At 40.7% G+C, this 12635-nt stretch carries 11 protein-coding genes; 10 read left to right on the forward strand and 1 reads right to left on the reverse strand.

Annotated features, from left to right (window positions below):
• Positions 1 to 3 precede the first annotated feature (3 nt).
• Entirely contained in the window at positions 4 to 1005 is a 1002-nt protein-coding gene (gene sppA, locus MKZ03_RS13245) for a signal peptide peptidase SppA (protein ID WP_060596993.1), read from the reverse strand.
• Positions 1006 to 1450: 445 nt separating this feature from the next.
• Between sppA and MKZ03_RS13250 the strand changes: the two genes are divergently transcribed.
• From MKZ03_RS13250 to MKZ03_RS13295, 10 genes are all read left to right on the forward strand, one after another.
• Positions 1451 to 2254, forward strand: coding sequence for an NAD kinase (locus MKZ03_RS13250; RefSeq protein ID WP_003216672.1), 804 nt, complete (start codon positions 1451 to 1453; stop codon positions 2252 to 2254).
• 99 nt (positions 2255 to 2353) lie between these two features.
• The gene (locus MKZ03_RS13255) at positions 2354 to 3796 is read left to right on the forward strand and encodes a DEAD/DEAH box helicase (protein ID WP_341032114.1); all 1443 of its coding nucleotides are present in this window, start codon (positions 2354 to 2356) and stop codon (positions 3794 to 3796) included.
• Positions 3797 to 3985: 189 nt separating this feature from the next.
• Positions 3986 to 5035, forward strand: a complete 1050-nt coding sequence (locus tag MKZ03_RS13260) for a fatty acid desaturase (RefSeq protein WP_095285570.1) — start codon at positions 3986 to 3988, stop codon at positions 5033 to 5035.
• 118 nt (positions 5036 to 5153) lie between these two features.
• Positions 5154 to 6290, forward strand: a complete 1137-nt coding sequence (locus MKZ03_RS13265; RefSeq protein WP_106031182.1) for a sensor histidine kinase — start codon at positions 5154 to 5156, stop codon at positions 6288 to 6290.
• Positions 6287 to 6886, forward strand: a complete 600-nt coding sequence (locus MKZ03_RS13270) for a response regulator transcription factor (RefSeq protein WP_034661892.1) — start codon at positions 6287 to 6289, stop codon at positions 6884 to 6886. The genes MKZ03_RS13265 and MKZ03_RS13270 overlap by 4 nt, the downstream gene beginning before the upstream one ends.
• 197 nt (positions 6887 to 7083) lie before the next feature.
• Entirely contained in the window at positions 7084 to 8004 is a 921-nt protein-coding gene (locus MKZ03_RS13275; protein ID WP_034661895.1) for an iron-hydroxamate ABC transporter substrate-binding protein, read from the forward strand.
• Between the two features lie 110 nt (positions 8005 to 8114).
• Positions 8115 to 8804, forward strand: a complete 690-nt coding sequence (locus MKZ03_RS13280; protein ID WP_106031295.1) for a response regulator transcription factor — start codon at positions 8115 to 8117, stop codon at positions 8802 to 8804.
• On the forward strand, positions 8804 to 9808 hold the full coding sequence (locus MKZ03_RS13285) for a sensor histidine kinase (RefSeq protein WP_106031180.1): 1005 nt from the start codon (positions 8804 to 8806) through the stop codon (positions 9806 to 9808). The genes MKZ03_RS13280 and MKZ03_RS13285 overlap by 1 nt, the downstream gene beginning before the upstream one ends.
• Before the next feature lie 106 nt (positions 9809 to 9914).
• Positions 9915 to 10676: an ABC transporter ATP-binding protein gene (locus MKZ03_RS13290; RefSeq protein WP_003216695.1), complete on the forward strand. Its 762-nt coding sequence runs from the start codon at positions 9915 to 9917 to the stop codon at positions 10674 to 10676.
• Entirely contained in the window at positions 10666 to 12603 is a 1938-nt protein-coding gene (locus tag MKZ03_RS13295; protein ID WP_340973533.1) for an ABC transporter permease, read from the forward strand. The genes MKZ03_RS13290 and MKZ03_RS13295 overlap by 11 nt, the downstream gene beginning before the upstream one ends.
• The last annotated feature ends 32 nt before the right edge of the window (positions 12604 to 12635 follow it).

Here is a 12635-nt window from a genome sequence, read left to right on the forward strand (position 1 = left end):
CCTTTATTTTGAATAGAGATACATCGGTTTAGACCCATTTGAGCCAGCCAGTGTTTCTTTTAGATTGAGAAAATCAATTTCACTTTTAAAGAGTTTGCTTGCGCTCATATTGAAGAGAGAGTTCCAGCCAAAGCTTTGAGAATAGCTGATCACTGTCGCTCCTTTTAACCCTTTTTCATTTTTCTTCATTGCTTTGATTGCATCTTCATAATATCCTAGCTCATCGACTAATCCGTTCGATTTCGCCTGTGTTCCGTCATAGACCCGGCCATCAGCAATTTTCTTAACGTCTTGTTTTGACATGCCGCGTCCTTCAGAGATGACTTTGACAAACCCTTCATACGAGTTATCAACCATGCTTTGCATGATGTCGCGCTCATCTTTTGTCATATCACGATTTGGTGACATGATGTCTTTAAATTTTCCGCTCTTAATTGTTTCGTATTTAATACCTAAATTATCCGCCAGCTTTGAATAGTTCAAGCTTTGCATGATCACACCTAACGATCCTGTTAATGTTTCAGGTGAAGCAAAGATTTTCTTGGCTGGAGTTGATACGTAGTAACCGCCAGAAGCTGCCATTGAGCCCATGGAGACGTAAATCGGCTTCTTCGCTTTTTTCACTTCTTCTAATTTTTTATGTATTTCCGCACTTTCATAGACACCGCCGCCAGGAGAGTTGACGCGCAGCAGTACACCTTTTACTGAAGCATCATCTTTCGCTTTTTCTAGTTCCTTGAGGAATGCACGATGATCATATCCTTCTCCGCCTAACAGACTTGATGCGCCGCCATTATCTTGAATGGTTCCATTAATCTCAAGAACCGCAATTTTCCCAGCACCGCTTCCATCCTCTAGTACCTTTTCTTCTATTTCATCCCCAAATTGATAGCTCATTTTATTGTCATTGAAGTTTTCGAACAAGGCCATCGTGACACTTATCACAATTGAAAATCCGAAAACACCTAGTGCAATGATTAACGCTACCCATCTTTTCGCATTCATCTTTTTCTCCTCCTTTTTGTCTCTCTTCATTGATACGAATATTCATATGAAATGTTTCACAGGAATTGTGGTTTTTTTACATTTCATTTCATCATATGATAGCACCTCTTTTCATTCACGATCAACTTTACATCGTCTCCTTTGAGATGCGCATGACGAAAAATTGGCTTTTTTATCCTCCCTCTGCACCTAATAGGCTAGTTCTACACCACAACGAAACACCTAAACCACTCTTTCATGAGAAAGAAGCTATTCAATTATGCTCAAATCCTGCCCTTTTCGAATCCCTTACATTGACTCATTTCTAAAAACGAATGCCTTCATCATGCAGGTTTTTCTAATGTTTTTACTTTCATATGAAAAAAGTGTAAAATGTGAGCAAGGGTTCACATGTAAGCCCTTTATTATTGGAAAACTATTTTTGACAACAAAGGGGAGAACGTCAATGACAGACAATCGTCGCAATGTATTTTTCTTTTACAAAAAAGATCATGAATTGGATGGACACATTTCTTCTCTGGAGAAGCTCGCTACCGATCAAGGCTTTCAAGTCGTCAAGCGTGCAGAGGATGCCCATATTATTGCTTCAATTGGCGGGGATGGCACATTTCTTCAAGCAGTCCGCAAAACGAATTTCCGGGATGACTGCTTGTATGTAGGGGTATCAAAAACAGAGAATTCGCATCTATACTGCGATTTTTCATTAGAGCATTTTGATAAAATGATTGATGCCATGAACACTGAACAGATTGAAGTGAGAAAATATCCGATCATCGATGTAAGCGTTGACAGTACCAATCAGTTCCATTGCTTAAATGAACTGTCGATCCGCTCAAGCATTATTAAAACATTTGTGATCGATGTGTATATAGATGATTTCCACTTTGAAACATTTAGAGGAGACGGAATGATTATTTCTACTCCGACCGGCTCAACAGCCTACAATAAATCGGTAAACGGCGCAGTGGTTGATCCGATGCTCCCTTGTATGCAAGTCACAGAGCTTGCATCGCTAAACAACAACTCGTACCGTACACTGGGTGCTCCTTTCATCTTAAGCAGTGACCGCAAGCTAACGCTGAAGGTTGTGCAAGACGGAAACGACCATCCAATTATCGGGCTTGATAACGAAGCGCTTGGCACGAAACACGTCAAACAAATTGACATCGGCCTTTCAGGAAAAGTCATTAAAACAGTGAAATTAAAAGACAACTCCTACTGGGAAAAAGTAAAACGCAGATTCCTTTAATCAAAAGCTCCTTTATGGGGCTTTTTTTCATGTCTTTTCATTCACGGTCATGGTTATGGTATGATGTCACAAGTATGAATGTACGAAAAGGAGAACACGATGACATTACAACAATTTGATCAATATCCATTAAGCAATGAATTAAAACAAGCGCTAAAAGCACTTCACTTCCATACACCTACACCTGTTCAGCACGAGACGTTATCCGTTGCTTTTTCAAAGCAGGATCTGATCGTCAAATCTCAGACTGGCAGCGGCAAGACCGCAGCCTATGGTTTGCCGATTTGTGAAATGGTCGATTGGGCTGAGAATAAACCTCAAGCCCTCATCCTCGTTCCAACACGAGAACTCGCCATGCAGGTCAAACAGGACCTCACAAGCCTTGGACGATTGAAACGAATCAAAGCCGCAGCCATTTATGGAAAAGCCCCTTTTCAAGCCCAAAAAGTAGAGCTTGCACAAAAAAACCATATTGTGTGCGGAACACCAGGACGAGTCTTGGATCACCTTGAGAAAGGTACTCTTTCATTAGAAAACCTCAAATTTTTCGTGTTAGATGAAGCGGATGAAATGCTGAACATGGGATTTATTGATCAAGTCTCTTCTATTATTCAGTATCTGCCGCCAAAGCGCATGTCAATGCTGTTTTCAGCGACCATGTCTGATGAGATGAAGAAATTGAGCGAACAGTTTTTACAATCACCAAAAGTGATTGAAATCGCACGCGCGGAAACGTCTGTACAACAAATCACCCACACCGTGATTGAAACGGAAGAAGAAGCAAAATTCTCCCTTCTTCAGCGTACGATCGTCATTGAAAATCCAGATAGCTGCATTATTTTCTGTAATACACAGGACCGAGTGAATGAACTCACAATGAAGCTGGACGAATGGGATGTGCCTTGTGACAAAATTCATGGAGGCATGAGACAGGAAGACCGCTTCGCTGTCATGGATGAATTCAAAAACGGTGAGTTCCGTTATTTGATCGCAACCGATATAGCAGCCCGGGGCATTGATGTCAGTGATATGACACATGTGATTCATTACGATCTGCCCTATGAAAAAGAGCGCTATATTCACCGAACAGGAAGAACTGGCAGAGCGGGGAAAAGCGGGAAAACCATTGCGTTTATGACCAAAAACGCAATGCCTCTGATTGATGAATTAAAGCAGGAAGCAGGTATTGATTTCCAGACGCAGCCTTATCCAACAAAGGAAGAAGCAGAGCAGTATGTAGAAAACTTTGAAGAAAAGATTGAAACACCGATTCAAAAGGAAAATAAACAGGCAGGCGTTGAGAAGGATATTATGAAGCTTTATTTTAACGGCGGAAAGAAAAAGAAGCTGCGGGCCGTTGATTTCGTTGGGACCATTGCCAAAATAGAAGGCGTTGCCTTCGATGACATTGGGATTATTACCATTCAAGACACGAAAACATATGTCGATATTTTAAACGGCAAAGGCCCTCTTGTGCTGAATGCCATGCGCCATACAACCATTAAAGGCAAGCAGTTAAAAGTTCATGAAGCACGTTCATAAAAAGTGAAGGCTAAGCGCCTTTACTTTTTTATTTAAAATAAAATAAGTTTACAAACACTGATGCCGTCAGCCTTTCCGGCGTCCAACATGACAAATGTCATATCGAATATATGATGGGTGCTACTATGAGCATGACACCTTTCCTTCTATACTTTGAAGTAGAAAGAAACGGAAAGGACTTGAACGTTCATGACGACTTCAACAAACACACAGCAGCAAGCCACTTTAAGAAAACAAGTTGGCCAATTCTCTGGTGCTAATTCTAAAAAAAGTATCATGCAGCTCTTTAATACATTTATTCCATTTTTGGGGCTTTGGTTTCTTGCCTATTATAGCCTGAACATCTCCTACCTTTTAACCCTCTTCTTTGCGGTTATTGCAGCTGGTTTTTTAGTACGTGTCTTTATTATTTTTCACGACTGCTGCCACCAATCCTTTTTCAAACAGAAGCAGCTGAATCACTTGTTCGGTTTCTTAACAGGTGTACTCACCCTTTTCCCTTATCTTCAATGGCAAAGAGATCATTCGATTCACCATGCCACAAGCAGTAATTTAGACAAACGAGGTACTGGTGACATTTGGCTCCTGACAGTCAAAGAATATCAAGAAGCATCAGTATGGACGAAATTTCGCTACAGATTTTATCGTAATCCTTTTGTGATGTTTATTTTGGGACCGATCTTTGTTTTCCTGTTTAAAAACCGTTTCAACGTCAAAAATGCTCGTAAAAAAGAGCGCTGGAATACGTATTTCACAAACATATCAATTGTTTTATTGGCAGGAGCGACCTATCTCCTTTTTGGCTGGCAAGGTTTGTTACTTGTCCAAGGTCCAATCTTCCTGATTTCTGGATCAATCGGTGTATGGCTGTTTTATGTGCAGCATACGTTTGAGGATTCTTACTTTGAAGCAGATGAACATTGGAATTATGTGCAGGCAGCAGTAGAAGGCAGTTCTTTTTACAAATTGCCAAAACTCCTTCAGTGGTTAACAGGCAATATCGGTTATCACCATGTCCATCATTTAAGCCCGAGGGTACCGAATTATCACTTGGAGCATGCACATGAGCATAGTGAGCCGCTTCAAAATGTTCCAACCATCACTTTAAAAACAAGTATCGAGTCAATGAAATTTAGACTTTGGGATGAAGAAACGAAAGCATTTGTAACCTTTAAAGAAGCACGTCAGACTAGAAGCACACCTGTCATCAAAGGAGACATTCTCAAGAAGAATGCGTAAACGACGCAAGCTCTTTCTTACAATAGAAGGAGCTTGTTGGTATTTGCAGGATGCGATAACGTGTTCAATTTGATAAAGTAGTGAAAAAGAATGAAAAAATGGAAAAGGTGATTCACGGATGAAAAAACAACTTAAAATTCAAAAATTGCATGGGATATCCCCGTATATATGGGCCATTTTTTTCATCCTTCCCTTTTATTTTATCATTAAGGCTCCTTCGACTTTAGGCATTGTGATCGGCATTATTTTGAACGTTGTCTTTTTCGCTGTCTATCGTTTTGCCTTTATCGCAAAAGGCTGGTCTTTATATGTATTAGGCCTTCTCTTGATTGCGATTTCTACTGGCTATGTCATGCTCTACAGCTACATTTATTTCGCTTTTTGCATCGCCTATTTCAATGGGCATATTAAAAGAAAAGTACCTTTCTATATCTTATACTATATTCATGTCGGGAGCGCCGCCATTGCGGTGAATTTCAGTCTGATCTTAAAAAAGGGCTGGTTTCTCACGCAAATTCCCTTGGTTCTCATTACACTCATTAGTGCCATTCTCCTCCCCCTCAGCATTCGAAGCAGGAAGGAACGTGAACGGCTCGAAGAGAAATTAGAAGATGCCAATGAACGTATCGCTGACCTTGTAAAAATTGAAGAAAGGCAGCGCATTGCACGTGATCTGCATGATACCCTTGGACAAAAGCTTTCCCTCATCGGTTTAAAGAGTGATCTTGCCCGAAAACTGGTTTATAAAGACCCAGAGCAGGCTCGTGCCGAACTGAAAAGCGTCCAGCAAACAGCCAGAACGTCTCTCAATGAAGTGCGGAAAATTGTTTCCTCCATGAAAGGTATTCGGATCAAGGATGAAATGTTGAACATAGAGCAAATTCTCGAAGCGGCCGGGATAGAATTGATCTATGATGAAAAGGAAGCACCGAAACACATCTCTCTTCTCAACGAAAACATTGTGAGCATGTGTATAAAAGAAGCGGTCACCAATATCGTCAAACATAGTGATGCCACGGTCTGTAAAATAACCATTCATCAAAAGTCAAAAGAAGCGGTCATCACGGTTGAAGATGATGGGACATTTAAAGGAGATCACCCCTCCTCTCAAACGAAGGGACATGGCCTTTTAGGGATTAGAGAACGATTGGAATTTGCAAATGGACGCCTTCACCTTGAGACAAAAGATGGGACGAAGCTGATCATGAGCATTCCAAATGATTCAGCAGCAAAAGAAAAGGAGGGGATGAAATGATCAACATCTTTATCGCAGAGGATCAGCAAATGCTGCTCGGTGCACTCGGTTCACTTCTTGATTTAGAAGACGATATGAAGGTAGTTGGGAAAGGAACGAATGGCCAGGATGCCATCGATTTTGCCCAAAAGCACCCTGTTGATATTTGCTTAATGGATATTGAAATGCCAGGGAAATCCGGACTTGATGCAGCAGAAGAGCTCAAAGGGACAGATGTGAAAATCATCATTTTAACGACCTTTGCCCGCTCAGGTTATTTCCAAAGGGCGCTCAAAGCTGGCGTCAGCGGCTATATGCTGAAAGACAGTCCAAGTGAAGATCTGGCAAGTGCCATTCGCAGTGTGATGAAAGGGAAAAAGGTGTACGCCCCTGAATTAATGGAAGACTTATATAGTGACGAAAACCCTTTAACAGAACGAGAGAAATCAGTCCTTGAACTCGTCGCAGACGGCAAAAACACAAAAGAAATTGCTAAGGAACTCAGCATTAAAAGCGGCACTGTCCGAAACTACATTTCCATTATTTTAGATAAGCTAGAAGTGAAAAACCGCATTGAAGCCATTACACGCTCAAAAGAAAAAGGCTGGTTTAAATAAGAAAAAAGATCAGGACACATGTGCCTTGATCTTTTTTTCTACCAAAAATCCCCCTCTATTTTTTATCACCAACTATCAAAATGTAATTGACAACAGACCGCACTCCTATGATATGATATCCAAGTGATAATAATTATCATTATCACTCATGCAATCAAATACCGGCTTATGTGCCGATTTCAAAGGAGTCTACATTCATGAAGAAAATATTGTTCCCTCTGATGCTCATCTTTGTACTTGCGTTGAGCGCATGTGGCAATAGCAGCAGCTCTTCCTCAAATAAAGGAAATCAATCAACATCATCAGACAAGATTACATATCAATCTGAAAATGGCCCTGTGAAGCTGCCAGCGCATCCAAAACGTGTCGTTGTACTTGGTTCTTACACGGGTAATGTCATGTCACTTGGTGTGAACCTAGTCGGCGTCGACTCTTGGTCAAAAAAGAACCCTCGCTTCCAAAAGGAATTGAAAGATGTGGAAGAAGTGTCGGATGCCAATGTCGAAAAAATCATGAAGCTAAAGCCCGATGTCATCATTGGCTTAAGCAATACAAAAAATGTAGAAAAACTAAAAAAAATCGCGCCAACAGTCTTGTTTACGTATAACAAAGTCGATTACCTTCAGCAGCATATTGAAATTGGAAAAGTATTAAACAAAGAAAAAGAAGCCAAAGCATGGGTAAAAGATTTTAAAGAACGCGCAGCTGAAGCTGGGAAAGAAATCAAAGCGAAAATCGGTGAGGATGCGACGGTTTCTGTGTTTGAAAGCGGCACAAAAGATCTTTACGTGTTTGGAGATGCATGGGGCCGCGGCACAGAAATCCTCTACCAAGAAATGAAACTAAAAATGCCTGAAAAAGTGAAAGAAAAAGCATTAAAAGCTGGCTACTATGCGGTTTCACAAGAAGTGATTCCTGAATTTGCTGGAGACTATATGATCATAAGTAAAAACAGCGAAATGGACAATTCCTATCAAAACAGTGAAATCTACAAGTCCATCCCAGCTGTGAAAAAACATCGTGTGTATGAGGCAAATGCAGAAGAATTCTATTTTAATGATCCGCTTACACTCGACTATCAACTATCATTCTTTAAAAAGCACTTTTTAGGTAAATAAACTGATGCAAGGGAGCCCTTCCCTTGCTTTTTTCTTGTCTGCTTCTAGCGATAGCGCCTTTTTTCCGCTACAATTACATACAAGCGAATACAAAAAGTGTGGTGCTGGTTTTGTTTAAAATTTTACTGATTGAGGACGATACAACCCTCTTCCAAGAAATCAAAGAACGTCTAGTCAACTGGTCCTATGATGTCTATGGGATTCACGATTTTCAACAGGTCATGCAGGAATTCACTTCTGTTCAGCCTGATCTCGTCATTATTGATATACAGCTCCCAAAATACGATGGCTTTCATTGGTGCCGGATGATACGGCATCACTCAAATGTACCCATCATCTTCCTCTCATCTCGTGACCACCCTGCTGATATGGTCATGTCGATGCAGCTCGGCGCCGATGATTTTGTACAAAAGCCCTTTCACTTTGACGTGCTCATTGCCAAAGTCAGTGCCGTTCTTCGCAGAGTGCATGATTATAATGCAGAACCTTCCAGCTTAAAGGTATGGTGCGGCGCTGCCATTGACCTAGAAAAAAACACCGTAACAAATGATCACGGTGAAGTGGAATTAACGAAAAATGAACTGTTTATTCTCAAGGAATTGATTCAGCATAAAAATCATATTGTCAGCAGAGAATCACTCATTCAAGCATTGTGGGAGGATGAACGGTTTGTCAGTGACAATACACTGACTGTCAACGTCAATCGCCTAAGAAAAAAACTAGATGAGATCTCCCTTGGCACCTACATTGAGACAAAAGTGGGTCAAGGCTATCTTGCAAAGGAAAAGGATGATCACTGATGCTGCAAGCATTTTTAAAAGAACGAAGAAGCTGGATCCTGTTTTTTCTTAGTTTGCAGCTCCTCATTCTTTTTGTTGCTTATTTGGATACGACCATTCCAATGGCGTCTCTTTTTTATATTGTGTTATTATCTACGTTTTTCATGATCGTCTTTCTCTTTTTCCGATATCGTAAAGAAACGGCGTATTATGAGCGGCTGAAAGAATGGGATGATCATATTGATCATCAAATGCGGCTCACTCCATCTTCCCCATTTGAACAGCTTGTACATGATGCGACGTCAGAGCAAATTGCCCGCTACCGGCAAATGGCAGCAGAGCAGCAAATCGCCCTTGAAGAAGAGAAGGATGAATTGCTCTCATGGATACATGAAGTGAAAACACCTCTCACAGCGATGCGCTTAATGATTGACCGCTTAACAGAGCAGCCGCTGAAATCGAATATGACGTACGAATGGCTTAGAATTCATTTATTACTCGATGCCCAGCTGCACCAAAGCAGAATACGTCATATCGAAAATGATTTATTTATTGAACAGCTTGACCTGCAAAGCATCTTAGCGAAGGAAATCAAAGCGCTCCAATCATGGTGCATGCAAAAAGGAATCGGCTTTGAACTCACGCTAGAAGAACGTCACGTATTAAGTGATACAAAATGGTTATCCTTTATGATCAGACAGGTGCTCACAAATGCAGTTAAGTACAGTCATTCGTCCGATATTGCCATTGAAAGCAAGCGAATGAATGACCAAGTGATGCTGACGATCTCAGATCAAGGCAGAGGGATAGATCCAAGAGACCTTTCTCGTATTTTTGAAAAAGGCTTTACCTCAACGAGACATCACAATGACACCGCCTCAACAGGAATGGGGCTTTATTTAACGAAAAAAGGAGCAGACGCTCTTCATATCAAGATCGAGGTCAACTCCACGATAGATCAAGGCACAACCTTCACCTTTATCTTTCCGAAAAAGAATGATTTTGTGCATATTGCGAGCATGTGACAACAATGTCACATGCTCGTCTGTTTTGTTCGCCAAATCGAAGGAAATCCGGCGGGCTTCTTTTTATACTAGAGGTATCAATTAAATAGAAAAAGGGGATCGACAAATGAACATTTTAGAAGCTCGCAAAATATATAAAAGCTACGGAAATAAATTCAACAAACAAGAGGTGCTGAGCGGCATTGATTTGACCATTGAAGCCGGAGAATTTGTCAGCATTATGGGGCCATCAGGCTCGGGGAAAACTACCCTTCTGAACGTATTGTCCTCTATCGATCATGTATCCAGCGGATCGATTCGTATTGCAGATGTTGAGATGACACAAATGAAGGATCAGCAGCTCGCAGAATTCAGAAAAAAGCAGCTTGGCTTTGTCTTTCAGGATTATAACTTACTTGATACACTCACGGTCAAAGAGAACATCCTCTTGCCATTATCCATCTCCAAAACGCCGAAAAAAGAAGCTTTTGAACGTTTTCAACAGCTCGCGGAGGACATGGGCATCTATGAATTAAGAGACAAATATCCGAATGAACTCTCTGGTGGACAAAAGCAGCGGACATCAGCAGTTCGTGCCTTCATTCATGAGCCGAGTCTGATTTTCGCGGATGAACCTACCGGAGCGCTTGATTCCAAATCTGCATCTGATTTACTCAATAAGCTGCAAGATTTCAATCGCAAACGAAAAGCAACTATTGTCATGGTGACACATGATCCTGTCGCAGCCAGCTATTCAAGACGCGTCATTTTTATCAAGGACGGACAAATCTATACTCAGTTGAATAAAGGTGCTTTAGAGAGAAAGATGTTTTTCGAGGATATTATGAAAACGCAAGGTGTCTTAGGCGGTGTGAAGCATGAACATTAATCAGCTCGTCTTCCGTAACCTGAAGAAAAATTTGAAGAATTACTATTTATATGTGTTTGCTCTCGTGTTTAGTGTGGCGCTCTACTTTTCTTTTGTCACCTTGCAGTACTCACCAGCACTTGATGATGTAAAAGGGTCCATTAAAGGCGGTGCGTCGATTAAAGCCGCTTCGGTACTGCTCATTGCCATTGTTGGGATCTTCCTGTTATATGCGAACAGCATTTTTATTAAACGCCGAGGGAAAGAAATAGGTCTCCTGCAGCTCATTGGCATGACGAAACAAAAAATTGCCAAACTGCTCAATGCAGAAAATTTCATCCTATATGTGTTCTCAATGGCTGTTGGCATCATAGCTGGATTTATCGGTTCAAAGCTCATGCTGATGGTGCTATTTAAAGTAACAGGCGTTAATGCCATCGCCCATCTGCATTTTTCAGGCATGGCCCTTCTGCAAACGCTCATTGTCTTTTTCATCATCTATGGATTAATTATGCTAAGAAATAGACGGTTTATTAGTAAACAGACAATTTTATCTTTGTTTAGAACCACGTCTTCTACAGAGCAGCGTGTGAAAAAGATCTCTGTGTTTGAAATCATCATTGGGGTTTTCGGTATTGTCTTGATCATCTCAGGCTATTATATTTCTTCTCAGCTTTTTAGCGGCTCATATACGTCCATGCTTGAGTTATTTTCAGCCATGATTTATATTCTAGCCTCTGTCATTATCGGTACCTTTCTCTTTTATAAAGGCTCTGTTTCTTTTATTGCCAATATTGTACGGAAAAGAAAAAATGGCTATCTCGCCATTCATGAAGTCCTGTCTTTGTCATCTATAATGTTCCGATTAAAATCAAATGCACTGCTTTTAACGATTATTACAACCGTATCTGCACTTGCCATCGGGTTGTTATCATTAAGCTACATTTCCTATTACTCAGCAGAAAAAACGGCTGAACAACAGATTCCATCACATTTTGTCATGGGCTCAGAGAAAGAAGCCGATACCTTCACTCGTGCACTTTCTGACAAACATATTGCGTATGAAAAAAAGCAGTTCAAGGTCATCCAAGCGGATTTTGATGCACATAAGATCATGGATTCGGAATTACAAAGTTTGAAAAAGGATCCAGGAGTCTTGACACTGCCTGTGATCAGTGAGAAAAATGCACCTAATATTCATGTGGAAAACAACGAAGTCATCTTAAGCGGCTACAGTGATTTATTGAAGAAATTCATGCCGATTCAAAGCTCAGGTGATGTGAAACTTCTCATCAAGAAGCCGCTTGATTTAAAAGTCATTGATATGAAGAAAGATTACATCATCTCTTACAAATTCACTTTTGGCGGTCTGCCTGTTGCCGTCGTCAGTCAAAATGTCTTTGAGAAGCTTGACCAGCAGAAAGATCCTAAACTGCAGCTTGAGAATAATCAATATAACGCGGTCAATATAAAAGATGATAAAAACCTTGAACAAGCCAATGATGTGTTTACATCTTTAAAACTAGGTGACGACAGCATGTCTCAATTAGCTTCAGCTCAGCAGCAAAAGCAAACAATGGGACTGATGATGTTTGTGGTTGGATTTTTAGGTCTAAGCTTCCTTGTGACATCAGGCTGTATTTTATACTTCAAACAGATGAATGAAAGTGAAGAAGAACAAAGCTCGTACACGATCTTACGTAAGCTTGGCTTTACAGAGAAAGATCTATTAAAAGGCATTCGGCTCAAACAGCTATTTAACTTTGGGATTCCGCTCATCATCGGATTGCTGCACAGCTACTTTGCAGTTCAGTCTGGCTGGTTTTTATTCGGCGGTGAACTGTGGACACCAATGCTCATCGTCATGTCGATTTATACGGTTTTATATTCTGTCTTCGGATTCCTATCTGTCCAGTATTACAAAAAGGTCATTAAAGAATCCTTGTAATCTATTCCCCATAGGCCGCTGCCTATGGGGAT

The sequence above is a fragment of the Bacillus sp. FSL R5-0431 genome (assembly GCF_038002985.1).
In the GTDB taxonomy this organism is placed as follows: domain Bacteria; phylum Bacillota; class Bacilli; order Bacillales; family Bacillaceae; genus Bacillus.

Excerpts from the sequence above, each read along its gene's own strand:
- MKZ03_RS13270 (WP_034661892.1), top strand. The coding sequence starts at position 6,287 with ATGATCAACATCTTTATCGCAGAGGATCAGCAAATGCTGCTCGGTGCA.
- MKZ03_RS13260 (WP_095285570.1), top strand. The coding sequence starts at position 3,986 with ATGACGACTTCAACAAACACACAGCAGCAAGCCACTTTAAGAAAACAA.
- sppA (WP_060596993.1), bottom strand. The coding sequence starts at position 1,005 with ATGAATGCGAAAAGATGGGTAGCGTTAATCATTGCACTAGGTGTTTTC.
- MKZ03_RS13250 (WP_003216672.1), top strand. The coding sequence starts at position 1,451 with ATGACAGACAATCGTCGCAATGTATTTTTCTTTTACAAAAAAGATCAT.
- MKZ03_RS13290 (WP_003216695.1), top strand. The coding sequence starts at position 9,915 with ATGAACATTTTAGAAGCTCGCAAAATATATAAAAGCTACGGAAATAAA.
- MKZ03_RS13255 (WP_341032114.1), top strand. The coding sequence starts at position 2,354 with ATGACATTACAACAATTTGATCAATATCCATTAAGCAATGAATTAAAA.
- MKZ03_RS13295 (WP_340973533.1), top strand. The coding sequence starts at position 10,666 with ATGAACATTAATCAGCTCGTCTTCCGTAACCTGAAGAAAAATTTGAAG.
- MKZ03_RS13275 (WP_034661895.1), top strand. The coding sequence starts at position 7,084 with ATGAAGAAAATATTGTTCCCTCTGATGCTCATCTTTGTACTTGCGTTG.
- MKZ03_RS13285 (WP_106031180.1), top strand. The coding sequence starts at position 8,804 with ATGCTGCAAGCATTTTTAAAAGAACGAAGAAGCTGGATCCTGTTTTTT.
- MKZ03_RS13265 (WP_106031182.1), top strand. The coding sequence starts at position 5,154 with ATGAAAAAACAACTTAAAATTCAAAAATTGCATGGGATATCCCCGTAT.